This is a genomic window from Achromobacter sp. GD03932, from assembly GCF_029839485.1.
GTDB lineage: Bacteria > Pseudomonadota > Gammaproteobacteria > Burkholderiales > Burkholderiaceae_B > Achromobacter > Achromobacter bronchisepticus_A.
The window spans coordinates 144,328-169,770 of sequence record NZ_JAOCAT010000010.1 but is presented as its reverse complement, the minus strand read 5'-3'; the positions used below and the strand labels follow the sequence as shown (position 1 = coordinate 169,770).

Here is a 25,443-nt window from a genome sequence, read left to right as displayed (position 1 = left end):
CCTCCATTGATGCCACAGCGCGACGCCCACCCATCGTACCGATGGGCCACGACAGATAGCGCAAGTGAACTCGGGATTCGGATGCCGAACAAGGACAACCCGGCATGACGCAGGCGCGCATGCTATCGGTATATGTCTCTGGCAGGGTCATGCGCTATTTCTCAAGAATTTCCGCGGACACGCGGCCGCCACCAAGACCCAACCACCAACGGCGCTTCTGATGCCGGCAGATCAATTCACCCCAGCCGCATGCGCCTGTTCATCCGCATGGTACGAAGACCGCACCATCGCCCCCACCGCCGCATGCGAGAAGCCCATTGCATAAGCCTCGCGCTCGAACATCGCAAACGTATCCGGGTGCACATAACGCAGCACCGGCAGATGGTGCTCCGACGGCTGCAGATACTGGCCAATGGTCAGCATATCCACGTTGTGCTCGCGCATGTCGCGCATCACCTGCAGGATTTCCTCGTCGGTCTCGCCCAGGCCCAGCATCAGGCCGGACTTGGTGGGGACTTCGGGGTGCAGCTTCTTGAACTCGGCCAGCAGCTTCAGCGAGTGCATGTAGTCCGAGCCCGGACGCGCCTGCTTGTACAGGCGCGGCACGGTTTCCAGGTTGTGGTTCATGACGTCCGGAGGACCGGCGTTCAGGATGGTCAGCGCGCGGTCCAGGCGGCCGCGGAAGTCGGGCACCAGCACCTCGATGCGGGTGGTGGGCGACAGTTCGCGGATGTGCGTGATGCAATCGACGAAGTGGCCGGCGCCGCCGTCGCGCAGGTCGTCGCGGTCCACCGAGGTGATCACGACATAGGACAGTTTCATCGCGGCGATGGTGCGCGCCAGGTTCAGGGGCTCGTTGGTGTCCAGCGGATCCGGACGGCCATGGCCCACATCACAGAAGGGGCAGCGGCGGGTGCACTTGTCGCCCATGATCATGAACGTCGCCGTGCCCTTGCCGAAGCATTCGCCGATGTTCGGGCAGGACGCTTCCTCGCACACCGTGTGCAGGTTGTGCTCGCGCAGGATGCGCTTGATGTCGTAGAAGCGCGAGCCGGGCGCGGCGGCCTTCACGCGAATCCATTCAGGCTTCTTCAGGCGCTCGGCCGGAACGATCTTGATGGGGATGCGCGCGGTCTTGGCCTGCGATTTCTGCTTTTGCGTCGGATCGTAGACCGCTTCCGCGGGCGCGGCGGCGGATTCGTTCGAGGGGACAGGAGACTCGGCGAGCGTGGACATGGAGCACCTTCACGACCGGCGCGTGGGCGCGCCGGGTCTGAGACAAAAACGGCATTTTACCCTTCGCCGACCAGATCCGCCGGGCGGGGTCCCGCCCCCCAGGCGGCGGGCCTCCTCGGCCGGAGCCAGGCTGGGTTATCGTCACGCCTGATGAATCCGCCGGTTTTACCCATGTCTTCCCTGCCCCCGCCCCGCCCCATAGCCCTGATCGCGCCCCGACTGGACTGGGCGCCCGCGGCCCGCGCCATCCAGGCCTGCGCCGAATTGCTGCTGTCCGCCGGCTACTACCTGGCAGCGGGCCCCTGGCGCGAGGCCCAGGCCCGGCTTGGCGAACTGCGCCCCGTCGCAGCGCTGGTCATCGGTCCGCTGGACGACCCGGCCCTGCGCGCCGCCGTGGCGGCGCTGGAGGTTCCCACGGTGGAAACCTGGATCGCATCCGCCCAGCCACTGGACAGCGCCGTGGTGGTCGACAACGCGGAAGCCGGCCGTATGGCGGCGCGGCACCTGGCCGCCAAGCGCCATGCGCGCGTCGCCTGCGTCAGCGCCGACACCCCCTGGGAACGCGCCCGGCGTGAAGGCTTCATCAGCAGCGCGGCCGCACTTGGGCTGGAGCTGGTGGCGGACATCGTGCAGCCCGAGGTGCAGCACATGAACGACGGCCGCATGGCCTTCCTGCGCCTGCTGACCACCAACACGATCTTCGACGCGGTGTTCTGCACGACCGACCTGCTGGCCGCGGCCTCGGTCTCGGAAGCCCACAACCGCGACCTGCAAGTGCCGCAGGACCTGGCGGTGCTGGGCTACTCGGACGACGGCAGCGCCGCGCAGTGGGCGCAGGGCTTGACCACCCTGGGCGCCGACGCCGCCATTCTGGGCCGGCGCACCGGCCAGTTGCTGCTGGACCGCCTGGACGGCGAACGCGGCACGGGCGAAAGGATTACGGTGGAAGTGGCTTTTGAGGAAAGGTTGAGTACGTAGGACGAGTTGCACGCGGTGGGAGCCAAGCGCGCTTGCCCTGCCCCTGCCGCGCTACACGAATCTACTCATATAGCGCCGGAAAACCGCTTTCCTGCAGCATGATGTTGGCTTCCCGCAGAAACGCAGGCGTGGCGGTTTCAGGCACGCGCACCAGCCATTGCGCGGCATCCTGCTTCCGTCCGCGCAGCAACAGCAGCCGGCCCAGGTGGAACATGCCGCGGAAGTCGCCGCCTTCGGCGCAGCGCTGGTAGCAGCCGAAGGCGCGCTCCATGTCCTGCTCGACCACCTCGCCGGCTTCGTAAAAGCGGCCGACGACGCCGATGGACTTCACGTGGCCGGCGTCTGCCGCCTTTTGATAGAGCGCCAACGCCGCCGCGGGATTCTGCGCCACGCTGCCGCGGCCGCTGCGCAGCATGTGGGCGTAGTTGTACATGCCCCAGTCCAGCCCCTTGTCCGCGGCCAGGCGGAACCAGTAGGCGGCGACCGTGTCGTCCTGCGGCACGCCCCAGCCGTTCTCGTAGCAACGGCCCACCATGTTGATGGCCATGGGGTGATCGGCATGGGCGGCGCGCTTGAACCACGTCAGCCCCTGTTCCGGATCGCGCTCCACGCCCGTGCCGTCCAGCAGCATCTGGCCGTAGATGGTCTGGGCTTCGATCAGCCCCAGTTCGGCCGCCGCGCGGATCCATGCCGCGTAGTCCTCGGCCGGCCCCTGTTCGCGCAGCCGGGCCAGTTCTTCTGGCGTGGTTGCAGCTACATCGGCCGCGGTATAGGTCTTCATGTCTTGTTCCTTGCGCGATCCCAGGCCTGCGCCAGGTTGCGCGCCAACGCCTCGCCGGTCTCGGTGGGCTCGCGGCGCACGCCACAGGCCGCCATGTCCACGGTGCGCAGGCCCGCATAGCCGCAGGGATTGATGCCCAGGAACGGCGCCAGGTCCATCTGCACGTTCAGCGACACGCCGTGATAGGCCCGGCCATTGCGGATCTTGATGCCCAGCGCGGCGATCTTGGCCAATTCGCCCCCGTCCGGATCGGGCACGTAAACGCCCGGCGCGCCGGGCTTGCGGCAGGCGTCGGCCACGCCCATCTGGGCCAGCGTGTCGATGACCGCGCCTTCCAGCAAATTGACGTATTCCTTGACGTAGATGTCGGCGCGGCGCAGATCGAACAGCGCATAGGCCATGACTTGGCCAGGCCCGTGATACGTCACCTGCCCGCCGCGGTCGCAATGGACGATGGGGATGTTGCCGGGGTTGAGCACATGCTGGGGCAGGCCTGCCTGCCCCAAGGTGTAGACCGGCGCGTGTTCGCAGAGCCAGATCTCGTCAGGCGTATCGGCGCCGCGCAGATTGGTGTACGCCTGCATGTCGTGCCAGACCGACAGGTAGTCGGCCGGCCGCGCGAGCCACTTGATCACAGCTGTCCCGCTCTTGCGCTAGAGGACGATGGACACCATCGGATGGCCATGCAGGGCGCGGTAGAGCGCGTCCAGCTGCTCGCGCGAGGTCGCGCGCACCGTGAAGGTCAGGCCCATGTAGTTACCGCCCTTGCTGGGCCGCATTTCCACCGTGGCGGCGTCGAACTCGGGATCGAACTGCAACACGACTTCGGTCAGCGTCTGCGCGAATTCGGGATGCTGCTTGCCCATGACCTTGATGGGAAAGTCGCTGGGATATTCGATGAGGGAGTCTTCGGGCGGGATATGTTGCATGATGTGCCTATAAGGTATTGCCCCACAGGGCGCGGCCACGGCTCGATACTGCACCCGAGGATGCCTGCCACGAGGCGGCCAGATCCTGTCTATATGGGGGCAAACCGCCAGCCGGCAAGGCCGCCGGGGCGGCCCCGCAGGAGCCGCCCGGTAACGCCGGACTCAGAGCGCGGCGATGCGGGCATCATAACCCGCCCGCAATTGCGCAAAAACGGGGCCGGGCTTGCCCGAGCCCACCGGCTTGCCGTCCAGCGAGACGATGGCCAGCACTTCCTTGGTGGCCGAGGACAGCATCAGCTCGTCGGCCTCTTCCACCTCTTGGCGCGAGATCGGGCGCGACTCGAACGGGATGCCGGCCTCGGCGGCCAGCTCGCCCATCAGGCCGTAGCGGATGCCTTCCAGGATCAGGTTGTTCTTCGGCGGCGCCAGCAGCTTGCCGCCGGAAACCACCCAGATGTTGGTGGACGAGCCTTCGGTCAGGTAGCCGTCGCGGAACTGCACCACTTCGTCGACCTGCGCATCGACCGCCTGCTGCTTGGCCAGCACGTTGCCCAGCAACGACACCGATTTGATCTCGCAATGCAGCCAGCGTTCGTCGGGGATGCTGATGGCGGCGAGGCCGCGTTCGCGCTGCGCGGCAGGCGGCGGTGCCCAGGCCGAGATCATGCCGAAGACCGTCGGCGCGACGGGCGTCGAGGGGAACTGGTGGTCGCGCTTGGCCACGCCACGCGTCACCTGCAGATAGACGATGCAGGTTTCAAGGTTGGTGCGCGCCAGCAGCTGCTGGATCAGGTCGATCCAGCCTGCGCGGTCGAAGGGCTGCGCGATCCGCAAGGCAGCCAGGCTGCGGTCCAGGCGGTCGAGGTGTTCGGCCATGCGGAATGCATTGCCTTGGTACACGGGGACGACTTCGTAGATGCCGTCGCCGAAAATGAAGCCGCGGTCCAGGACGGAGACCTTGGCCTCGTCCACACGCAGAAACTCACCGTTGAGATACACCTGGCTTTCGCCCGGCACGCCCGGAATCATGAGGCACTCCTGAATATGAAATGGAGAGGGACGAACCGTCCGGTCCGTCCCGTGAATAGAGCACGGGCGTTTCATGCGAAACGCCCGTTGCTAGCTTACACCCGCGATAGCGCCCGCGGCGCGGCAGGATTACTCGAACCAGCGCTTGACGGTATCGACCATGCGGCCGAAGAAGCCGGCGCGTTCGACCGCGTCCTGCACCACCAGCGGTTCGGTGCGCAGCACCTTGCCGTCCAGCGTGAACTGCAGGGTGCCGACCTGCTGGCCCTTGGCCAGCGGGGCGATCAGCGGATCCGTGCGCTGCGCCACCGGCTTCAGATCGCCAGCCTTGCCACGCGGCACTGCGATCGACACGGGGTTGGGCGGGCCCAGCTTGACGTTTTCAACCGTGCCTTCCCAGACGCGCGCGTCGATGCCGGGCTGGCTCTTGTCGAACAGTTTCACGGTGTCGAAGTTCTGGAAGCTCCAGTTCAGGAGCTTCAGGCTTTCCTCGGCGCGCGTGGCTTCGCTGTCCGTGCCCACCACGACCACCAGGATGCGGCGGTCGCCGCGCACCGCGGTCGACACCAGGCAGTAACCGGCCGAATCGGTGTGGCCGGTCTTCATGCCGTCCACCGACGGGTCGGCCCACAGCAGGCGGTTGCGGTTGGGCTGGGTGATCTTGTTGTAGGTGTAGCTCTTCTGCTTGTAGTAGTGGAAGTGATCCGGGTGGTCGGTGATCAGGTGCGAAGACAGGATCGCCAGATCGCGCGTGGACGTCATGTGCTGCGGATCCGGCAGGCCCGTGGCGTTCATGAAGTGCGTGTTGCGCATGCCCAGGCGTTCGGCTTCCTGATTCATCAGCGAAGCGAACGAGGCCTCGCTGCCGCCCACGGCCTCGGCCAGGGCCACGGAGGCATCGTTGCCGGACTGCACGATCATGCCCTGATTCAGCTCGTCGACAGTGACCGGCTTGCGCGGTTCGATGAACATGCGCGAACCGCCCGTGCGCCAGGCGCGCTCGGACACCGGCACGGTCTGCTCCAGCGTCAGGCGCTTTTCGTCCAGCGCGTTGAACACGACGTAGGCCGTCATGATCTTGGTGAGCGAGGCCGGTTCCACCTTCATGTCCGGGTTGGAAGCGGCCAGGGTCTGGCCGCTGTTCACGTCCATCACGATCCAGGCCTTGGCTGCGATCGTGGGGGCCGGCACGGCCGAGACGTCGCCCACGGGCACCACCGCCGAAGCATTCGGCGCCGGGGCCGCGGCGCCGGCAGCTGCAGCGGGTGCCGCGGCGGGAGCCTGCTGCGCCCAGACCGGCATCGAAGCCGCCAGCATGGCTGACAGCACCGCGCCTGACAGCAGGCGGCGGGTAAAGACAACGGGGGAGTGAGCGGAGTAAGGCAAATTCTTCATCGGCAACGTGGGTCCAGTAATGACGCCCGCCGGCGCGGGGCAAGTGGCTGACAATTATAGGCAGTCGATCAGACCCGTCCGGCCCGCCCGGGGTTCCCGCGAGTCGAAAACATGCAACCTGATGCAACCTGCGGCCGCATTCAGGCGCGTTGCCTCAAATCGGATCAGTCCAGCGCGACCTTCAGCCGCGCCTGCACCAGCTGCCGCAGCACCAGCAGTTTGCCGTGGAAGAAGTGCGATGCGCCCGGCACCACCACCACGGGGATGGAACGCGGGCGCGCCCAGTCCATGGCTTCGGACAGCGGCACGACTTCGTCTTCCTCGCCGTGCACCATCAGCGTGTCGTCCGGCACCTGCACTTCGTGCGATTGGAAACGGTTCACGGCGGGGCCCATCAGCATCAGGGCGGAGGGCAGTACCGTATCGCCCTGTTCGGCGAGTGCGGCATAGGTCTGCGCCGCGACGGCAGTGCCGAACGAAAAGCCGGCCAGCACCCACGGCGCCTGGGCCAATTCCGGATGCAGTTCGCGCATCTGCGCCACGACCGCCAGCATGTCCTGGGTTTCGCCGACGGATTTGTCGAAGGTGCCCTCGGACTGCCCGACGCCGCGGAAATTGGGCCGCACCGCCACCAGGCCATGCTGCACGCAGGCGCGCGACAGGGTCGTGACCACCTTGTTCTCGCGCGCGCCGCCCTGCAGCGGGTGCGGATGCAGGACCAGCGCCCAGCCTCGCGGCGTACCCGCGGGCCAGTCCACGGCGCAATCGATGCGGCCGGCGGCTCCGTTGAAGGCATGGGTTTCAGTACGTGCGGACATGGCGTGACTCAGGATGCGGGAAAAACAGCGATCTTAACCGCCCGGCCTGGCGGCGGGCTTCAGCGTCGTGGCAAGCCACTGCGCCAATTGATCCGCGGCATCGTCCGTCGCCTGGCGCAATGCCGCGACCCCGCCCTGCGCGTCCTGCGTGGGTGCGGGCGCGCGCGCCTCGATGCGCGTCTGGCCCACCACGCTGCGGCCGCTGAGCAAGACCGCCTGCAGCAGCACGCGGCCTTCGCTGGACTGGCCGTCGGCGGCGAATACCTGCTCGAACTGGGACAACGACACCTGCAGTTGCGGCGTCTGCAGGGTGACGCGCTCGTCCAGCACCGGCCCCTGGCGCGACAGGCGCTCCGTGAGGCGCTGACGCACCAGGTCCGCCGGCGGCGAGGCCCAGCGGTAGCTGGCATACGCCTTGGGCGCGGCGCTGTCGCCCACGCGCCAGATCACCCCCGTGTCGGACAGGCTGGGCACGGCCTGGAAGACCAGCGCAAGCGGCGCCCGCGCGGGCAAGACCGGCGTGGGCCGGGAGTCCAGGCCCAGGTCGAACACCGAAGGCGGGGCAGCCACGCGGCCGATGCCGCAACCGGCCAGGGCCAGCGTCAGGATTAGAACGGCGCTACGCATCTTCATCATTTGGGCGATCTCCCGAAGCCTGCAAAGCCGGCCTCGCCGGGCCCGGGCTCGCGGGGCGCCGGGCCGAACAGGAACGATTGCGGCGTGTTGTCCACACGGCGCAGGGTAACGGTGGCGCCGCGCGCGGCCGCGCTGACGTTGGTGGCCATGCTGGTGATGGCGGGCAAGGTCTCGCCATCCAGCCGCGCGGCGGCCAGGGCGATGTCATTGAGGCTGCTGGTGGCGGCGGACAGGGGGCCGTCGGGCGCGTTCAGGCGCGCCAGCGACTGGCGGGCCTGCGCAGCCAGGTCGCCGACTTCCCGCGCGGCGCGGTCGGCCTGGCGCGAGGTCTTGTCCAGCGAATCAATGAGGGGACCGAGCTTGGCCAGCGTGGGCGCCAGATCCTGGCTGGCGCCCCTGAGCGACTGGGTGATGTCGGTGGCGTTCTGCAGCGTGGCGGTGAGCGCCTGCACGTTCTGCTCGCTGAGCACGCGCCGCAACTGCTCGGTGACCTCCTCCACGTTGGAGATCAGCTTGCCACCACGCTGCTCGATGCGGTCCAGAAAGCCCGGACGCAGCGGAATCGCGGCCGGATTCGCCGCCGACGAGGCCAGCCGCTTCATCGAGGAACCGTCGTCGCGCAACTCCACATTGGAAATGCCGGTCACGCCCTGCACGCCCAGTTCGGCCCAGGTGGACTCGGTAATCGGCGTGTTCGGCGCCACGCCGATGCGGATGCGCACCTGCCCGGGCTTGTCCGGGTTCAGGGCCAGCGACTGCACCTTGCCCACCGGTACGCCCTGGTAGCGCACCGTGGACTGCGGATTCAGGCCGCTGACGGCGGTCGCGGAGATAATTTCGTATGGCTGAAGCTGAGTCCGGTCGCGTCCGATCCAGATGGCCACCAAGGCGGCTGCGGCCAGCAAGGCCAGCGTGAAGATGCCGGCCATGAGCGCATGACTACGGTTTTCCATGATGCAATCCCTTCGGCGCCAGATCCCCCAGCGCCCGCAAACCGCGCTCGCCCAGGAAGAATGTGTGAATGAACGGGTGATCGACCTTCAGTACTTCCGGCACCGTGTCGCACACGATCACCCGTTTGTCCGCCAGCACGGCGACGCGCGTGGCCAACGCCAGCAGCGTGTCCAGGTCGTGCGTCACCATGACGACGGTGAATCCCAATTGCCGGTGCAGGCTGCGCACCAGGTCCACGAACTCGTCGGAGCGCAGCGGGTCCAGGCCGGCCGTGGGTTCGTCCAGGAACAGCAGTTCCGGATCCAGCGACAACGCGCGCGCCAGCGCCACGCGCTTGACCATGCCGCCCGACAGGTCCGACGGCCGCTTGTCGGCGTCGCGCGCCGACAGGCCCACCATCGCCAGCCGGCACATGACCACGTCGCGCACCAGGTCTTCCGGCACCGTGCGCAATTCGCGCAGCGGCAGAGCCACATTGTCGAACACCGACAGCGCGGAGAACAACGCCCCCGCCTGGAACAGCATGCCCCAGCGATAGGACAGGCGCCGACGTTCAGCCGCCGTCAGTTCAAACAACGAATGGCCCAGCACCCGCACCGTGCCCGCGGCTGGCCGGTCCAGCCCGATGATCTGCCGCAGCAGCACCGTCTTGCCCGTGCCCGAACCTCCCACCAGTACCAGGATCTCGCCCGGGAAGACGGTCAGGTCCAGATTGTCGTGCACCACATGATCGCCAAACGCCGTGCGCAGCCCGCGCACCGTGATGACGGGTTCTACCGTAACGCCGTCCTCGGCGAAGAGCTTGTGCTGGGCGGCGCTATTCATCAGATGCCCACCGAGCTGAAGATCACGGCATACAGCGCATCCAGCAGGATCACGCCGGTAATCGAGGTGACCACCGAGGTGGTGGTGCCGCGCCCCAGGCTTTCCGTGTTGGGCTGGATGCGCAGGCCGAAATGGCAGGCGATCAGCGCGATCAGCATGCCGAACGTCACGCCCTTGAGGATGCCGATCCAGTAGTTCGTCAGCGAAATCGCGTCCGGCAGCGACTGCAGGAACCATTGCGCCGACACGCCCAACTGCATTTGCGCGGCGAGCATGCCGCCCAACAGCGCCATGGCGTCCGTCCACAGCACCAGCAGCGGCATGGTGATGGCCAGCGCCACCACCCGCGGCAGGATAAGCCGCTGCCCGTGCGAAATGCCCATGACCAGCATCGCGTCCAACTCCTGCGTCACCCGCATCACGCCGATCTGCGCCGTGATGGCCGAGCCCGAACGGCCCGCCACCAGGATGGCGGCCAGCACCGGACCCAGCTCGCGCACGATGGACACGCCCAGCAGGCGCACGATGAAACGATCGGCGCCAAACATCTGCAGCTGCTGCGCCGACAGGTAGGACAGCACCACGCCGATCAGGAAGCCGACCAGCGCCGTGATACCCAGCGCCTGCGCGCCGGTGCGGTACACCTGCGCCGAAATCTCGCGCCATGGCCCCAGCCGCGGCCGCAGCAGCATTCCGCCCAGGTCCAGGACCAGCTGCCCCAGCATGATGAGCAAGGCGCGGCCATTGTCGATAGCCTGGAATATCGCCTCGCCCACCGCTCTCAGCCAGCCCCACGGATCGCGCTTGGGCGCGGCGGCCGGGGTCTCGCCCTTGTTCATGGCCAGCGCGTTGAACACGTCCTGCTGGCCGGCGGACCAGCGCACGCGCTCGGGCAGCTTGTGGCCCCAGGCTTCCCAGATCAGCAGCGCGCCGATGGTGTCCAGCCGGCCGATGCCGTGCAGGTCCCAGCGCGCGCCGCCATCCGTGGCGCAGGCCAGCGCCTCGCGGCGACGTTGGACCTCGCCCGGCTCGGCCAGCGCCAGCACGCTCCAGTCGCCGGCCACATGGCACACGCCTCCTTCGAAACGGAAGGGCGCGGCGGCGGCAGGTGTGGACGAAGCGGAATGCGGCATGAAGACAGAATACCGATGCAAAATGTATCGCCAATCATAAACGCTGGCGCCGTCCGGCCGCGAGCGCAGGCCGCGTGCCCTACAATCGCCGCCATGTCCGCTCAAGCCAGCCCCATCGACCTGCCCGCGCCGGAAACCTTGGCCCGCATGCTCAGCACGCGCCTGCCCGCCTTCCAGGACATCTCCTGGACCGGCAGCACCGGATCGACCAATGCCGACCTCCTGGCCCGCGCTCGCGCAGGCGGCGGCGGCAAACCCTGGCTGCTGGGCACGCACCTGCAGGAAACCGGCCGCGGCCGCGCCGGCCGTCCGTGGCAGAACCGCACGGGCTCCACGCTGATGTTCTCCTGTGCCTTCGACGTGCACCTGCCGCCCGCGCAACTGCCCGCCCTGTCGCCGCTGGCCGGCATCGCCGCCTGCGAAGCTCTGCGCACCGTCGCCGGCCCGCAAGCCGCCGGGTTGTGCATGAAATGGCCCAACGACGTGCAGTGGCACGACGCCAAGCTGGCAGGCGTACTGGTCGAGACCACCCGCAACCCCGGCGGCAGCGAGGCCGGCCATACGGTCGTCATCGGCATGGGCGTGAACCTGACCGACGCCGCCCGGCTGTCGCTCGCGCTGGAACGCGAAGTCGCCGACTGGAGCCAGGTGCAGGCAGCCGCCGCCCGCCAGGCCTCCGCCGCCGACCTGGTCTGCGCCAGCGCCATGGCCTGGCTGGAAGCGGTGCGGACGCTGGAGCGCGAGGGCTTTGGCGCCTTCAAGCCACGTTTCGACCAAGTGGACGCTTTGGCCGGCCGCAAGGTCAACGTGCTGGACAAGGGCGCTATTCTTCTAGGCGGAACCGCCTGCGGCGTGGACGAACAAGGCCGCCTGCTGGTGCAAACCCCCAAGGGCACTCAGCCGATCCTGGTCGGTGAAATCTCGATTCGACGCCAAGCATGATTATTCTCATCGACTCCGGCAACAGCCGTCTCAAGGTGGGTTGGCTGGACGCCGGCAACTCCGACGCGCCGCGCGAACCCGCGGCGGTCGCCTTCGACGGCCTGGACCTGGACGCCCTGGACCGCTGGCTGGCCGCCCTGCCGCGCCGTCCCCTGCGCGCGCTGGGTGTGAACGTTGCCGGCGAGGCGCGCGGCGCGGCCATCGCCGCCATCCTGCAAAAACATGGCTGCGCGGTGACCTGGTCGCCGTCACAGGCAACCACGCTGGGGCTGATCAACAGCTACAAGACGCCCACGCAGCTGGGCGCCGACCGCTGGGCCTCGCTGCTGGGCGTGCTGTCGCGCCTGCCGGGGGCACACCCGCCCTTCGTGCTGGCCAGCTTTGGCACCGCCACCACCATCGACACCGTCGGCCCCGACAACGTCTTTGCCGGCGGCCTGATCCTGCCGGGTCCGGCCATGATGCGCAGCGCGCTGGCCCACGGCACAGCCAACCTACCCATCGCCAACGGCCAGGTCGTGGCCTATCCCACGGACACGCACGAGGCCATCGCCTCCGGCATCGCCGCCGCGCAGGCCGGCGCCGTCGTGCGCCAATGGCTGGCCGGACGCCAGCGTTACGGCCAGACGCCGCAGATCTACGCGGCGGGCGGCGGCTGGCCCGAAGTGCACCAGGAAATCGAACGCCTGCTGGCGGACGCGGGCGGCACCGAAGGTGCGGCCCCCGTACCCATCTATCTGGATCACCCCGTCCTGGACGGCCTGGCCGCGGTCGCCCGCGCCACCCTGGACGACCAAGCCTGAACGGGAGACCCCGGCCATGCGCGTGCTCTTCATCCTCATCCTGCTGGCGAATCTGGGGGTTTATGCGTTGGGCCAGGGCTGGCTGGGCGTGCGCCCCGAGGACGAAGGCCGCGATCCGCGCCGCTTCAACCAGGAACTGAATCCGGGCGCGGTGACCCTGGTTCCCAAGACCGCGCCTGCCGCCCCCTGAAGCCCCATCCGGCGCACGCGCCGGTGAGCGCGGGCGCTAGCCCGCCTTTCCTGCCTCCAGCCAGGGTGCCAGCGCGTCCAGCGTGCGCCCCGTGGCTCCCGAATGCATGCGGAACCATGCCAGCGCCGCCTCAGCCGTGCGCTGGCGGCGCGGTTCGTCCGCCAGCAGCGCCATCGCCGCCTCCACCGCCTGGCCGGCGTCGGCCGCGCGCAGCACGGCGCCCGCCGCGATGGCGTCTTCCGCCGCCTGCTTGAAATTGAAGGTGTGCGGGCCGACGATGACCGGCACGCCCGCCGCGCAGGCCTCGATCAGATTTTGCCCGCCCAGCGGCGCAAAGCTGCCCGCCACGATCGCGACATCCGACGCGGCGTAGTGGAACGCCATCTCGCCCAACGTGTCGCCGAGCAGCACGGCCGTGCCCGGCCCCGGCGCCACGCCTTCGGAGCGCCGGACGTACGGCAACCCTGCATCCGACAATAGGCGCGCGGCCTCGTCAAAGCGCTGCGGATGGCGCGGAATCAACAAGAACAGGGGCGCACCAGGCGCAGCCGCATGGCGTTTGATGGCCTCGATGAAGCCGCTGTCCTCGCCCTCGCGCGTGCTGGCCACCGCCACCACATGCCGGCCCAGCTGTTCGCGCCAAGCCTGCCCCGCGGCAACCTGCGCCGCCGGCAGGACCAGATCGAATTTCAGATTGCCCGTCACGACGGGCTGCGGCGCCCCGGCCTGCACCAGCCGGTCCGCGTCCTCGGCGGTCTGCGCCAGCACCGAGTCCAGTCCGCCCAGCGCTTCGCGCATCACGCCGCCCATCCTGCCCGCCTGGCGCAGCGACGACGCCGAAAAGCGGGCGCTGACCAGCGCCATGGGCACGCCCGCGCCACGCGCGGCCGCCAGCAGGTTCGGCCAGATCTCGCGTTCGATGAGCAGGCCGCAGCGCGGCCGATACGCCGCCATGAAACGGCGGGTCGCGCCGGGAAAATCATAAGGCAGCCAGGCCTGGCGCAACTGGCCGCAGGCAATCGCTTCCGCGTACTGGCGCGCGCCCTCGGCGCGGCCGGTGGCTGTCATGTGCGTAAGCAGCACCGGCAGGCCGCGGTCCAGCAAGGCTTGCAGCAGAGGCTGCGCGGCGCGCGTCTCGCCCAGGCTGACCGCGTGCACCCAGACCGGAGCGGTCCAGGACGTGGCAGCGGCGGGCCCGACATGGCCGAAGCGTTCAGAAGAGAAGATTTCCCATTGCCCGCCCGCGCGCCGGGCGCGGTGGCCCATCCAGAGCCAGACCAGCGGTGACAGAGCCCTGAGCGCCAGCGAGTAGACGCCGCGGTTCATGTCACTGTGCGGCCAAAGCCTGCTCCACCGCCGCCATCACGGCTTCGCGCGACGGCGAAGCCCCGCGGTCGCCCAGGCTGGCGGTGTAGCTGGAACCGACCAGCGGCGTGCGCACCGGGGTGGAAGCACGGTAAATGCCGATGGTGGGCCGGCCCAACGCGGCCGACAAATGGGTCAGGCCGCTGTCCAGCCCCACCATCAGGCGGGACCCAGCCAGCAAACGCGCCACCGCGGTCAGGTCCATGCGGGGCATCACCTCGGCACCATCCATGCCGGCAATCAGCAACCGGGCCCGTTCGGCCTCCTGCTCATTCCCCGCCAGCAGTTTCAGGGTGCAGCCTGCGTCCCGCAGACGACGGAACACGACGCGCCAGTCCTCTTCCGGCCAGAGCTTGTCGTCGCGGCTGGCCGACGGCATGATCACGGCATAGCCGCGGTCCGTATCCAGGTGGTGCAAGCGCGGCAGTTCGCCGACGTTCAGACCCTCGCTGCCGACTTCCAGCACCGGGTCCGCCGCAGGCTGCGTCGCCTGGCGCGCAAAAGCCTGCAAGCCGAAATCGGGCGCGCCGGCGTATTGGTAGCCGAACGTCAGGGCGGCCAGCTTGCGCTGGCGGATCACCGCCGGCTGCCAGAACTCCACCCGATGCCGCACGTTGTAGAACAGCGAAGCCAGCGGCTCGCGCGCCGAACGCCAGTCCAGCCCATGCCGCACGCCGCGGGTCTGGCGCACCAGCCAGGCGGATTTCAAGAGCGCCTGCATGTCCAGGACAATGTCGTACTGCACCGAGCGCAGCCGCTCCTTCAGCGCCTTGCGCTCCGCCCGCACTTCCGCCGACCACCAGGCTTTGCGCCAACGGCGATGAGCAACCTTGATGACCTGATTGACCGCCGGATGCCAGGCAGGAATGTCGGCAAAGGCTTCTTCCGCGATCCAGTCGATCTGGGCATCGGGCACATGGCGGGCAATGTCGGATATTGCCGGCAGCATGTGCACGAGATCACCTAGGGATGAGGTGCGGACGATGAGGATTCTTGTAGGCATGTGCAAAGATTCGTGCTTGGCGCGACCTTCGGCCTGATGGTGGCCGACGCCGCTCAACGCAGCCCGAACTTTACAACAACATTGAGCATTCCCGCGATCGATCCCAGCCCCGCGCGCTGGATCGCGTCCAGCGCTAAAACAGCCGCGCAGCTACGCTTGCTGCGGCCAAGTCAGTGCCCCTTCTTTTTTTTCAAGATCATCCATTTGGGCATGCGAAACAAGACCAGCCGACGGTAAAGCACCACATATGTCGTCGAGAACACCGCCGTAAAGAACATCAGCAGATAGGGCTCCTGCCAAAACAATACGGCGGGTATCACGGCAAGCGACGACAGCAGCCACAAATAGGGAGAGGTCATGGCGTTGCGCTGTGTCTGGTGGCGCATTTCCCGGGAGCCGATCGCCCAGCGCACCAGCCGCTTGTAGATCAACATATGCAAGTGGACGCCATCCGGTGCTCCCGGCGAACGACCACGCAACCACTTCTTGCGATAGATGGAAAACAAGGTCTCAAACACGGGGTAGATACACAGCAGCAGCGGAAACCAGGCTGAAACTTCCGGATGCCGTGCCAGCATCAGCACTGACAATTCACCGATGATAAAGCCCAGAAAATAGGCTCCGCCGTCTCCGAGAAATATGTGGCCATGCGGGTAATTCCATACCAGGAATCCCACAATGCCTCCCAGCGTGCTCAACGCCACGATCAACAAGAAACGGTCGCCTAGATAAAAAGAGACGTAGGCAAACCCGGCCAGTATCATTGCCGACACCACCGCCGCCAAACCGTTATATCCGTCAATTATATTTATCGCGTTGGCGGCACCACCGATAGCCACAGCAGTGAAAATAAGCGACACCACCGAGAACTGCAATAACCAATCAACCCCAATAATATCCAACCGGGTTATCGCCGCGCCCAAAAAATAATAAGCGATTACCCCAGACAGCATCGCCAAACCAAGCCGAACCAAAACCCTGACGTGTTTGGTAAGATCTTCGACAAATCCGCCCAGGAAGGCGGGCATGGAGGCCCCAAGCAGTACCACCAGGTCCGGCAGCACTTCTGGCTCACGGATTGCGACCAGGGCGCATGTGACGCCGCTGGCCATTAGCAGCGACAATCCGCCGATTCGGGGAACGGGAACCGAATGATACTTCTGCACGCCCTCGACATCATGATCAGCCGTTAGGCCATCATGCCAAGAGCGGTAGCGCACAATCAACAAAGTTGATATGAGCGAAACCAAGAACGCTACAAGGACGTACAGCATTGAGAAGGTAACCAGAAGGGAGCTGGCACGATTGTAGCGTCAGACGGAGATAAAACATGCAAACGAATTGGGTCGTTCTGGAAAAGAATGGAACCAGGGTTTGCAAAATAATATAAAGAGACCTCCACCTGAATTCTGCCAGTAGCCAAACTCGCACATCTTCGATACGACTTGATGCGTGGGCCGCCTGGACCTGGAAGGGATCCGGGCATTCATTCGAGCAACTGGACATATTCTCACAAGCATGCTGCCTATGGACCCTGCTGTACGGGCGAATCTGTCGCAAACTCCTGAATAGCGTGCCTGCGTCACAGCCTTTCAGGATGCGTCGTACGTTCTCGATGAGCTCCGACTGATGGAAACGGCGAACCTTACCGTCGATCTGAGTGCATAGGTCACGTCCCCTCCCCGCAGCCCAGACGCCGGCATCGACTTGCCGCCCTCCCGCTTCGACAGCGCGCGTCGAGGTGCCCACGGGCGCCCCACGATCTTTCGACCCGACATAGGGCCTCGATCTGGGCCCAGCAGCACAGCAAGGCGCACGAACTGCGGGTGACAGGGATACGACGATACAATGTCCCGTTGTGCATCCCTTTTTTGCGTTCGATTTAATTTATCGAATCCTCACCCGTAATTATAGAAATCGATTAGTGGTGAACGCCCCTACGCCGGCGTTCGGCCTCTGGTACCCCTATCTTCGCCTCCAGCCATGGCCATTCTGCCTTCCCTCCTTGTCACCCTGCTCGGGGTCTTGCCTATCGCCACCATGACGGTCGGCGGCGGTAGCGCGCTGTTCTACCTAATTTTTTCCCTGTGCCTGGTTCGGTGCTTCACCCGGGAAGGAGGATGGCAGGCGACCTGGCGCGACCTAAAAGACTACACGTGGGTCATCGCGGCCCTGCTCGTCTCTTTCTGTGCAATTGGACTCAGTCAATATGCGCATGGCATCACCCACGGCCCTTCCCTGGAACGAGGTCTGCGCATCAGCCTTGGCTTCCCCATCATCCTGGGCGCGCTGCTTAGCATCAACCCGGCGACGCTCCGGAATGCGTCCTGGGGCATATTGGTTGCCGGCTGGGTTTCGGCCTGTATCGTTTTCTGGCTGGTCTTTCCCGCCTGGAATCGTCCCAATACGCCCCAGTACAACGCGGTCACCTACAGCAATCTGATGCTGCTCTGGCTCTTCATCACCTTTTGCAGCATGGGATGGCAACTGACAAAGCACCCGCGACTTGAAAAGTCAGTCAAAGCACTGACCGTCATCGTCGTTTTCGCGGGCTTCGTGCTCACCCAGACGCGCACCGGCTGGATGGCGATCCCCCTGTTCTTGTTCGTTGCGATGTGGTTGTTCGGCCATCTGCGGCATCCTTTCCGCGCGTTCGGCCTGTTGGTCGCAGGTGTGGCTATCCTCGTTGCCATCGGATCTACCAATCAAGCCCTGCGCACCCGCGTTGAGCAAGGCATCAACGAATTTCAAGCATGCCAAGGCGCCAACGCCACAGCGGACACCTCCGTCTGTATCCGGCTGCAGCTGTGGCGGGCCACGAGCGAAATGATCGAAGCGGAGCCCATCTTCGGCCTGGGGGGTACCGCCAGATTCGTTCCAGAACTTGAGGCGCGAGTCGCCACGGGAGTCGTTTCGCCCTTTGTCGCGCAAGACTTCGGCGAGCCCCACAATGACATGCTGCAAATGCTGGCCAGCTATGGGCTGCTGGGCGGCTTGGCGCTGGCGCTGCTGTATTTTGTTCCTGCCGGCATCTTCTTGCGCAGAATGACCGCAACAAATCCCGAGCCGGTTCGCGTCGCTGCCGCCATGGGGACCGCTCTTACATTGGGGTTCGCGATTTTTGGTCTGACGGAGCTCATGTTCCGCTCGATGCACAATATCTCGCTATATGTGACGTTGCTGGCATGGCTGCTGGTCTTGAGCGACAAAAAGCGAAATTCGTACACCCAATAAGAAAAGTCGAACGCCTGCGCCCACCGCGACCATAGTCAAAATGCGCAACTAGGACCACAATAGGGCTGTGACTCTCCCAAGGAGACAGCCATGCGCATTGCAGATGCCCAGTGGATTCCTTCAACCCAGCACCAGACTTGGGACGCTCTGACGGATCCGGCCGTTTTACAGCGATGTATCCCCGGATGCATCGCTGTCGACAAGCGCAGCGACACGGAATATGCGGTCACGCTCCGGGCCAAGATTGCCGGCCTGGACACGGACTATGACGGCGAGATCCTGCTCTCGGACGTCAATGCGCCTGACAGTTGCACCCTGGTGTTCGAAGGCAAGGGCCGCGCGGCCTGTCTGGCCATCGGCACCGCCCAGATCAACCTCAGCACCAAGGACCAGGGCACTCGGGTGGCCTACACGGTCGCCGGGATGACGGGGGGCAAGCTGGCCGAATACGGCGAAGGGGTGGTGCTGAAGGCTGGCGAGAAGATCATCGAAAAGTTCTTCGCCGCCTTCATCGACTACATGGCCGTCCAGCCTCGCCTGGCACCGCCGCCCCCTCCCCCCGAGCCGGAGCCGCGCGGGCTGTCCAATTCGCGTTGGTCGTGGATCATGGTGGTGCTGGTCATCGCGGTCTTCTGGGGTTATCACGCCTTCTATAAGTGAAATCCCTGACGCGCGGGTGATATGCTCTGCGGCATGACGCCGCCGCCCGAATCTCCGCCCCCCACCACCCCCGCCCATACACGACGCGACCTGCTGATGGGCATGGCGGGGGTTTCGGCGACAGTAGTGCTGGCCGCGCTGGATTCCACCATCATCAGCACCACGCTGCCGCGCGTGGCCGAGGCGCTGAACGGCATGGCGCTGTACGCCTGGGTGGGAACGGGCTATTTGCTGGCCACCGCGGCGTCCATCCTGATTTTCGGGCGGCTGGGCGACATGTTCGGCCGCAAGCCCCTGATGTTGCTGTCGGTGCTGATCGTGGCGCTGGGTTCCATCGCCTGTGGCCTGTCGCAAACCATGACCCAACTGATCATTTTCCGGTCGCTGCAGGGCATAGGCGGCGGGATGATGATCGCGACCGCGTTCGCCGCGCCGGCTGACCTGTTCCCCGATGCCAAGCAGCGGGTGCGCTGGATGGCGCTGGTGTCAGCGGCGTTCGCCATGGCCAGCGGCATCGGCCCGGTCCTGGGCGGGGCGGCGACGCAGGCGCTGGGCTGGCGCGCGGCCTTCTTCATCGCGCCGATCGCGGCCGCGGGCGCCTTCTTCCTGCTGGCCCGCTATTTCCCCCGCATCCGACCGATCCACGACGGCAGCCGCAAGATCGACTGGCTGGGCGCCATCCTGCTGGTGCTGGCGGTGGGCGCGCCGCTGGCCGCGCTGGAATTGGCGTTTGCCAGCGGCGACCACGCCCACCCCATGCTGGGACTGGCCCTGGCCGTGGTGGGCGTGGCGGCCATTGCCATCCTGATCCCGACGGAACGGCGCGTGAGTTCCCCCATTTTCCCGCTGCGCGTGCTGGGCGGAGCCGAATCACGCCTGCTGAACCTGGCGGCGATGATGGTGGGTGCGGTCATGTTCGTGCTGATCTTCTACAGCCCGTTGCTGTTGCAGCAGGTGCTGAACTACACGCCCAGCGAAGCCGGGCTGCTGCTGACGCCGCTGGTTGCCGCGATTTCGGTGGGCAGCATCATCAACGGCCGCCTGTTTCCCAAGCAGACCGAACCGCAGCGCCTGATGGTGTTCGGCGGCTGTCTGTTGGCGGCGGGTTCGCTGATGGTGCTGTTGATCTCGCCCGGAACCTCGGCCTGGTGGATCCTGGCCGCCTTCTTCGTCAACGGCTGCGCGCTGGGCTTTCTGCTGCCGAATCTGACCCTGTTCATGCAGATGCTGAGCGAACGGCGCGACGTGGGCGTGGCATCGGCCCTGGTGCAGACCACGCGCGCGATAGGCAGCGCGCTGGGGACGGCTGTCGTCGGCATCATCATTTCCCACAGCACGGTACTAAACGGAGTGCGCGCGGGCCTGGTGCTGTGTATTGTCCTGTCGCTGACCTGCGCCTTGCTGGCCTACCGGGTCAAGATGAAGAACCTGGCTACAAACCGCAAATGAGCCCCTCGCGGGACTGAAAATGCGTCAACGCAACTTGCTGGATCTGCTGCTCCTGGCCGCAGTCTGGGGCGGCTCCTTTCTGTTCATGCGCCTGGCGGTCCCGGAATTCGGGCCGATCGCGCTGATCGAGCTGCGCGTGGGCCTGGCCGCGCTAGTCCTGCTGCCCGCCGCGCTGTGGCGCGGCAAGCTGCCAGTCATCGCCCGGCACTGGAAAGCCTTGTTGATGGTGGGCGTGCTGAACGCGGCCGTGCCTTTCCTGTTGTTTGCCTATGCCGCCCAATCGCTGGGCGCCGGCTTCCTGTCGGTGGCCAATGCCGTGACGCCAGTGTGGGGCGCGGTCATCGGCTGGCTGTGGCTCAAGGACAAGCTGCCCTGGACCCGCTGCCTGGGGCTGATGATAGGCGTAGTCGGCATCGTGGTGCTGGTGTGGGACAAGCTGAATTTCAGCGACGGCGGCACGGGGCCGGCGGTCCTGGCGGCAGTGTCCGCGCCGGTGTTCTACGGCATCGCCGCCAACTGGACCAAGCGCTTCCTGACCGGCGTAGATGCCCTGGCCAACGCCACCGGCAGCATGATAGGCGCGACGCTGGTGCTGCTGCCCCTGGCGCTTACCCACTGGCCCGAATCGCCCGCGTCCATGCAGGCCTGGATCGCCACCATCCTGCTGGCGGTGGTGTGCACGGGCGCGGCGTACATCATTTTCTTCCGCCTGATCGCCAATGTCGGCCCCACCGGCGCCGTGAGCGTCACGTTCCTGGTGCCGATCTTCGGCGTGCTGTGGGGGTCGTGGCTCCTGGACGAGAGCATCACGCCGTCGATCGCCGCAGGCGCGGCCATCATCCTGGTCGGCACCGCGCTGGCGCTGGGACTGCTGAAGCGGCGCGCCTGAGCGCCCGCGCTCAGTACTTGTCCGAGGTTCCCGTCAGCGCCACCCCGATACGCAGCAACGTATAGGACACCGCGTCGACCCAGCGCCGCAACCATCCGCGGCGCTGGTACTCGAGCGGCCGGATGAAGCGCCCGCCTTCCCGGATGGCCGTCTCCAACCGTTCCTGCAGGTCCCAGGAGAAGGGCTGGTCGTCCACCACCACGTTGGCTTCGCGCGCCAGCAACAGGCTGAAGGGATCCAGGTTGGACGAGCCCACCGTCGCCACGTTGTCGATGACCGCTACCTTGGCGTGCAGGTAGCTCGGCATGTATTCGTAGATCTCGATGCCATCGCGCAGCAACTGGTCGTACAGCGAGCGCGTGGCATGGTATTGCATGCGGTACTCGACCTTGCCCTGCAGCAAGAGGCGCACGCGCACCCCGCGCGCGGCGGCCTTGGCCAGTGCGCGCCGGAACTGGCGGCCGGGAAAGAAATAGGCGTTGGCGATCAGGATGTCGCGGCGCGCATGCGCGATGCCGTACAGGTAGGCGCGCTCGAAGGTCTGGCGAAAGCGCAGGTTGTCGCGCAGCACCAGCGCCGCGCGCAGGTTGCCACAGGGTGCGACGGAGGCGTGGCGCGGCTTGAGCAGCCGCATGCGGTTCCAGTCGCGCGGATGGCGGCGCAGGCGCGCCCAGTTCAGCCGCACCCATAGCAGTTCCTGGGCATAGGCGGCTTCGGTTACCAGCGGCCCCTGCACCTGCACCGCAAAATCGAAGCGGGGGCCGGTGAGTCCGTCTGTCGGATCCCGGTCGTCGTAGTCATCCAGGATGTTGATGCCGCCGATGAAGGCGACACGTCCATCCACCACAGTGACCTTGCGATGCAGGCGCCGCAGGCGGCTGCGCGACGGGATATAGCGCGCGAACCAGCGCGGCTCGGGGCGGAAGATGCGGCATTGCGCGCCGGCATTGGTCAGCCGCGTGCGCACGGGGTCGACGAACTCGGCGCTGCCGAAGCCGTCGAGCACGACGCGCACCTTGACCCCGCGCCGGACAGCCGCCTCCAGGCAGTCCAGCACCTGGGAGCCGGTGCGGTCCGGCGTGAAGATGTAGGTTTCCAGGTGCACGCTGACCTGGGCGGCGTCGATGGCCGCGCACAGCGCGGGAAAGAAGTCGGAACCGTTCTGGAGCAACTGGATGTCGTTGCCCAGCGTCCAGTCCAGCTTGGACTGCTCTGCCCTCACGGCAGTTCCAGCTCGGCCAGCAAGGGAGAATGATCGGAAAGCCTGGCCCATTCGCGGCCGCGCAGCACGCGGGCACTGCGCACGGCAAAGCCGCGCTGGTAGATGCGATCCAGGCGGAACCAGGGAAACACCGCGGGGAAGGTGCGCGGCGGCGGCAGCAGCAGGCGTGAATTGCCATCCATGCCGAGCTGATTGGTGCGTTCCATGACGGATACGCCGCTATTGGGCAGCCCGCGTAGCGCATTGCTCAGGCGCTTCACGGAGTCGCGCAGGCGCGGCAATTCGCCGCCATGGCTGCGCGGGGCATGCGAGAACACTTCGTACAGGCCCAGCTGCTGCACGAACAGGGGCGCCAGGCGATCGCCCCAGTCATTGAAATCGCCCGCGATCAGGATGGGTTCGCCATCCGGCACCATGCGGCGGATGCGCTCGGTCAGCGCCAGGATCTGGCGGCTGCGGCTGCCTGCGAACAGGCCCAGATGCACCACGAAACAATGCACCGCGCGCCCGTCGAGCTCGATGCGCGCATGCAACAGCCCGCGCTGCTCCAGCCGATGGTCGGAGATGTCCTGGTTTTCGTGCTCGAGGATGGGGAAACGCGACAACAGCGCATTGCCATGGTCCGTCTCGCTGCGGATGGCATTGCGGCCGTAGGCCACATCCAGCCGCAAGGCGGCGGCAAGCGATTCGTGCTGGGCGTCGAGCAGGGATTTCTGCTCATTGCGGCCCTGGACTTCCTGCAGGAAGACCAGATCCGGACGCAGGCCATAAAGGCCCAGACGCAATTCGTTCAGGGAGTCGCGACGGCCCAATGCCGAGCGGCCCTTGTGTATGTTGTAGCTGACGACGCGGATGAGCGACATGGAGAATGGCGCCTTTCAAAACTGGGAAACCGCCGGCCGCAAAAAAAGCCCGGCCAGCACCGCCAGATCAGGCGGCGTTTGCCAGATTACTCCAATTCAGAAGACCGTTCCCACCGTCGCGGCGAGCACCCGGTCCATGCAAGCAACGGCTCCTGCTCATTCGAGGCAGGAGCGCTGCTAGCAAACAGCGCCCCACAATCGGGGCCGCACGGATCCGGGCTCCGCCGGTCCGTAGCGGCGCCCCCCTGGGGGGGAAGCGCCTACGGCACTTCGGGGGGGGGTCACTTCCCTTCTACGTTGCGCAGACGGATGTGCAGTTCGCGCAGCTGCTTCTCGTCGACCTCGGACGGCGCTTGCGTCAGCAGACACTGGGCGCGCTGGGTCTTCGGGAAAGCGATCACGTCGCGGATCGATTCGGCGCCGGTCATCATCGTGACGATGCGGTCCAGGCCGAAGGCGATGCCGCCGTGCGGAGGCGCGCCGTATTGCAGCGCGTCCAGCAGGAAGCCGAACTTCTCGCGGGCTTCCTCGGCGCCGATCTTGAGTGCGCGGAACACCTTGCTCTGCACTTCCTCGCGGTGGATACGGACCGAGCCGCCGCCGATTTCCCAACCGTTCAGCACCATGTCGTAGGCCTTGGCGAAAGCCTTGCTGGGATCGGATTCCAGGAAGTCCTCGTGGCCATCCTTCGGGCTGGTGAAGGGGTGATGGGCGGCGGTGTAGCGGCCGTCTTCCTCGTCGTATTCGAACATCGGGAAGTCGACGACCCACAGCGGCTTCCAGCCGGCGGTGGACAGGCCGGTCTTCTTGCCGAATTCGCTGTGGCCAATCTTCACGCGCAGCGCGCCGATGGCGTCGTTGACGACCTTTTCACGGTCAGCGCCGAAGAAAATGATGTCGCCATCCTGCGCGCCGGTGCGCTTGACCAGTTCGGCCAGGGCAGCGTCATGCAGGTTCTTGACGATGGGCGATTGCAGGCCGTCGCGGCCCTTGGCCACTTCGTTGACCTTGATGTAGGCCAGGCCCTTGGCGCCGTAGATGCCGACGAACTGGGTGTAGCCGTCGATCTCGCTGCGCGACATCTCGGCGCCGCCGGGCACGCGCAAGGCGACCACGCGGCTGCCGGGCGCCGTGGCGGCGGCGGCGAACACCTTGAAGTCCACGTCGCGCATGACGTCGGTCATGTCGGTGAATTCGAGGTTCACGCGCAGGTCCGGCTTGTCCGAGCCGTAGCGGCGCATGGCTTCGGTCCAGGTCATGATCGGGAATGGCGTCGGCAGATCGACGTCCTGCACCACCTTGAACACGTGGCGGATCATGTTTTCGAAGATTTCACGGATCTCGAACTCGTTCAGGAACGAGGTTTCGCAGTCGATCTGGGTGAATTCGGGCTGGCGGTCGGCGCGCAGGTCTTCGTCGCGGAAGCACTTGGTGATCTGGTAGTAGCGGTCGAAACCGGACACCATCAGCATCTGCTTGAACAGCTGCGGCGATTGCGGCAGCGCGAAGAAGTGGCCGGCGTTGACGCGCGAAGGCACCAGGTAGTCGCGCGCGCCTTCGGGCGTGCTCTTGGTCAGCATCGGGGTTTCGATGTCGATGAAGCCCAGCTGGTCCAGGAACTTGCGCACTTCGATGGAGACGCGGTAGCGCAGCATCAGGTTGCGCTGCATCTGCGGACGGCGCAGGTCCAGCACGCGGTGCGTGAGGCGCGTCGTTTCCGAGAGGTTGTCGTCGTCCAGCTGGAACGGCGGCGTGACCGACGCGTTCAGGATCTCGACTTCCTTGCAGAGCACTTCGATTTCACCCGAAGCCAGCTCGGCGTTGGCGGTACCCGCCGGACGCTCGCGCACCAGGCCGGTGACGCGGATGCAGAATTCGTTGCGCAGGCGCTCCGCGGTGGCGAAGGCGGCGTTGTCCGGATCGAACACGATCTGCGCCAGGCCCGCGCGGTCGCGCAGGTCGATGAAGATGACCCCGCCGTGGTCGCGGCGGCGGTTCACCCAGCCGTACAGGGTGACGGTCTGGCCGAGATGGTCACGGCAAACCTGGCCGGTGTAGCAGGTACGCATGCGGGGGACTCCGTTTATGTGCTTGGTTATAGCGTAAGGG

25 protein-coding genes are annotated in these 25,443 nt (G+C 66.1%); 8 read left to right on the top strand and 17 right to left on the bottom strand.

Annotation, left to right across the window (positions count from 1 at the left end; genetic code table 11):
- Positions 1 to 231 precede the first annotated feature (231 nt).
- Positions 232 to 1,236, bottom strand: coding sequence for a lipoyl synthase (gene lipA / locus N5C88_RS12140; RefSeq protein ID WP_118933508.1), 1,005 nt, complete (start codon positions 1,234 to 1,236; stop codon positions 232 to 234).
- A 171-nt stretch (positions 1,237 to 1,407) separates the two neighbouring features.
- Here lipA and N5C88_RS12135 point away from each other — a divergent pair, with 171 nt between their 5' ends.
- The gene (locus N5C88_RS12135; protein WP_280015365.1) at positions 1,408 to 2,214 is read left to right on the top strand and encodes a substrate-binding domain-containing protein; all 807 of its coding nucleotides are present in this window, start codon (positions 1,408 to 1,410) and stop codon (positions 2,212 to 2,214) included.
- 61 nt (positions 2,215 to 2,275) lie between these two features.
- On the opposite strand, the gene N5C88_RS12130 is transcribed toward N5C88_RS12135, so the two are convergent.
- The 10 genes from N5C88_RS12130 to N5C88_RS12085 form a co-directional block, all read right to left on the bottom strand.
- Positions 2,276 to 2,995: a tetratricopeptide repeat protein gene (locus N5C88_RS12130; protein WP_059374094.1), complete on the bottom strand. Its 720-nt coding sequence runs from the start codon at positions 2,993 to 2,995 to the stop codon at positions 2,276 to 2,278.
- Complete coding sequence (gene lipB, locus N5C88_RS12125; protein ID WP_059374092.1) at positions 2,992 to 3,630, bottom strand: lipoyl(octanoyl) transferase LipB; 639 nt, start codon at positions 3,628 to 3,630, stop codon at positions 2,992 to 2,994. Before lipB ends, N5C88_RS12130 begins: the two co-directional genes overlap by 4 nt.
- 18 nt (positions 3,631 to 3,648) lie before the next feature.
- Positions 3,649 to 3,924: a YbeD family protein gene (locus N5C88_RS12120; protein WP_054457066.1), complete on the bottom strand. Its 276-nt coding sequence runs from the start codon at positions 3,922 to 3,924 to the stop codon at positions 3,649 to 3,651.
- A gap of 162 nt (positions 3,925 to 4,086) precedes the next feature.
- Positions 4,087 to 4,953, bottom strand: a complete 867-nt coding sequence (locus tag N5C88_RS12115) for a D-amino acid aminotransferase (protein ID WP_059374090.1) — start codon at positions 4,951 to 4,953, stop codon at positions 4,087 to 4,089.
- 129 nt (positions 4,954 to 5,082) lie between these two features.
- Positions 5,083 to 6,348 (bottom strand): D-alanyl-D-alanine carboxypeptidase family protein, encoded by a 1,266-nt coding sequence (locus tag N5C88_RS12110; RefSeq protein ID WP_118933510.1) that lies wholly within the window; start codon positions 6,346 to 6,348, stop codon positions 5,083 to 5,085.
- 164 nt (positions 6,349 to 6,512) lie between these two features.
- On the bottom strand, positions 6,513 to 7,166 hold the full coding sequence (locus N5C88_RS12105; protein WP_059374087.1) for an alpha/beta family hydrolase: 654 nt from the start codon (positions 7,164 to 7,166) through the stop codon (positions 6,513 to 6,515).
- A gap of 33 nt (positions 7,167 to 7,199) precedes the next feature.
- Positions 7,200 to 7,799, bottom strand: coding sequence for an ABC-type transport auxiliary lipoprotein family protein (locus N5C88_RS12100; protein ID WP_280015386.1), 600 nt, complete (start codon positions 7,797 to 7,799; stop codon positions 7,200 to 7,202).
- Positions 7,799 to 8,755, bottom strand: coding sequence for an MlaD family protein (locus N5C88_RS12095; protein WP_059374086.1), 957 nt, complete (start codon positions 8,753 to 8,755; stop codon positions 7,799 to 7,801). Before N5C88_RS12095 ends, N5C88_RS12100 begins: the two co-directional genes overlap by 1 nt.
- Positions 8,742 to 9,581 carry an ATP-binding cassette domain-containing protein gene (locus N5C88_RS12090; protein ID WP_088154656.1) on the bottom strand — a complete coding sequence of 280 codons (840 nt, stop codon included), beginning with the start codon at positions 9,579 to 9,581 and terminating at the stop codon, positions 8,742 to 8,744. The genes N5C88_RS12095 and N5C88_RS12090 overlap by 14 nt, the downstream gene beginning before the upstream one ends.
- Positions 9,581 to 10,714, bottom strand: a complete 1,134-nt coding sequence (locus N5C88_RS12085) for an ABC transporter permease (protein WP_059374082.1) — start codon at positions 10,712 to 10,714, stop codon at positions 9,581 to 9,583. The genes N5C88_RS12090 and N5C88_RS12085 overlap by 1 nt, the downstream gene beginning before the upstream one ends.
- A 93-nt stretch (positions 10,715 to 10,807) precedes the next feature.
- Between N5C88_RS12085 and N5C88_RS12080 the strand changes: the two genes are divergently transcribed.
- Genes N5C88_RS12080 through N5C88_RS12070 form a run of 3 tightly spaced genes read left to right on the top strand, consistent with a single transcriptional unit; the run spans position 10,808 to position 12,649 of the window.
- Positions 10,808 to 11,656 carry a biotin--[acetyl-CoA-carboxylase] ligase gene (locus N5C88_RS12080; protein WP_280015364.1) on the top strand — a complete coding sequence of 283 codons (849 nt, stop codon included), beginning with the start codon at positions 10,808 to 10,810 and terminating at the stop codon, positions 11,654 to 11,656.
- Positions 11,653 to 12,459 (top strand): type III pantothenate kinase, encoded by an 807-nt coding sequence (locus tag N5C88_RS12075; protein WP_118933514.1) that lies wholly within the window; start codon positions 11,653 to 11,655, stop codon positions 12,457 to 12,459. The genes N5C88_RS12080 and N5C88_RS12075 overlap by 4 nt, the downstream gene beginning before the upstream one ends.
- A 16-nt stretch (positions 12,460 to 12,475) precedes the next feature.
- Entirely contained in the window at positions 12,476 to 12,649 is a 174-nt protein-coding gene (locus N5C88_RS12070) for a hypothetical protein (protein ID WP_165867898.1), read from the top strand.
- A 36-nt stretch (positions 12,650 to 12,685) separates the two neighbouring features.
- On the opposite strand, the gene N5C88_RS12065 is transcribed toward N5C88_RS12070, so the two are convergent.
- The 3 genes from N5C88_RS12065 to N5C88_RS12055 all read right to left on the bottom strand — a co-directional run bounded on the left by N5C88_RS12065 (position 12,686) and on the right by N5C88_RS12055 (position 16,291).
- Positions 12,686 to 13,975, bottom strand: a complete 1,290-nt coding sequence (locus N5C88_RS12065; protein ID WP_280015363.1) for a 3-deoxy-D-manno-octulosonic acid transferase — start codon at positions 13,973 to 13,975, stop codon at positions 12,686 to 12,688.
- Position 13,976: 1 nt separating this feature from the next.
- Complete coding sequence (gene waaC, locus N5C88_RS12060; protein ID WP_118933516.1) at positions 13,977 to 15,017, bottom strand: lipopolysaccharide heptosyltransferase I; 1,041 nt, start codon at positions 15,015 to 15,017, stop codon at positions 13,977 to 13,979.
- A gap of 170 nt (positions 15,018 to 15,187) precedes the next feature.
- On the bottom strand, positions 15,188 to 16,291 hold the full coding sequence (locus tag N5C88_RS12055) for a glycosyltransferase (protein WP_280015362.1): 1,104 nt from the start codon (positions 16,289 to 16,291) through the stop codon (positions 15,188 to 15,190).
- 709 nt (positions 16,292 to 17,000) lie between these two features.
- On the opposite strand from N5C88_RS12055, the gene N5C88_RS12050 reads away from it, so the two are divergent.
- The 4 genes from N5C88_RS12050 (at position 17,001) to N5C88_RS12035 (ending at position 21,249) form a co-directional block, all read left to right on the top strand.
- Positions 17,001 to 18,251, top strand: coding sequence for an O-antigen ligase family protein (locus N5C88_RS12050; RefSeq protein WP_280015361.1), 1,251 nt, complete (start codon positions 17,001 to 17,003; stop codon positions 18,249 to 18,251).
- A 90-nt stretch (positions 18,252 to 18,341) separates the two neighbouring features.
- Entirely contained in the window at positions 18,342 to 18,911 is a 570-nt protein-coding gene (locus N5C88_RS12045) for a carbon monoxide dehydrogenase subunit G (RefSeq protein WP_059374061.1), read from the top strand.
- Positions 18,912 to 19,007: 96 nt separating this feature from the next.
- Positions 19,008 to 20,360 carry an MFS transporter gene (locus N5C88_RS12040; RefSeq protein ID WP_059374165.1) on the top strand — a complete coding sequence of 451 codons (1,353 nt, stop codon included), beginning with the start codon at positions 19,008 to 19,010 and terminating at the stop codon, positions 20,358 to 20,360.
- Positions 20,361 to 20,379: 19 nt separating this feature from the next.
- Entirely contained in the window at positions 20,380 to 21,249 is an 870-nt protein-coding gene (locus tag N5C88_RS12035; RefSeq protein WP_059374060.1) for a DMT family transporter, read from the top strand.
- Between the two features lie 10 nt (positions 21,250 to 21,259).
- On the opposite strand, the gene clsB is transcribed toward N5C88_RS12035, so the two are convergent.
- From clsB to aspS, 3 genes are all read right to left on the bottom strand, one after another.
- The gene (clsB, locus tag N5C88_RS12030) at positions 21,260 to 22,471 is read right to left on the bottom strand and encodes a cardiolipin synthase ClsB (RefSeq protein WP_059374059.1); all 1,212 of its coding nucleotides are present in this window, start codon (positions 22,469 to 22,471) and stop codon (positions 21,260 to 21,262) included.
- Positions 22,468 to 23,334, bottom strand: a complete 867-nt coding sequence (locus N5C88_RS12025; RefSeq protein WP_059374058.1) for an endonuclease/exonuclease/phosphatase family protein — start codon at positions 23,332 to 23,334, stop codon at positions 22,468 to 22,470. Before N5C88_RS12025 ends, clsB begins: the two co-directional genes overlap by 4 nt.
- 281 nt (positions 23,335 to 23,615) lie before the next feature.
- A complete protein-coding gene (aspS, locus tag N5C88_RS12020; protein WP_059374057.1) occupies positions 23,616 to 25,403 on the bottom strand; it encodes an aspartate--tRNA ligase in 1,788 nt (595 codons plus the stop codon).
- Positions 25,404 to 25,443: the final 40 nt, after the last annotated feature.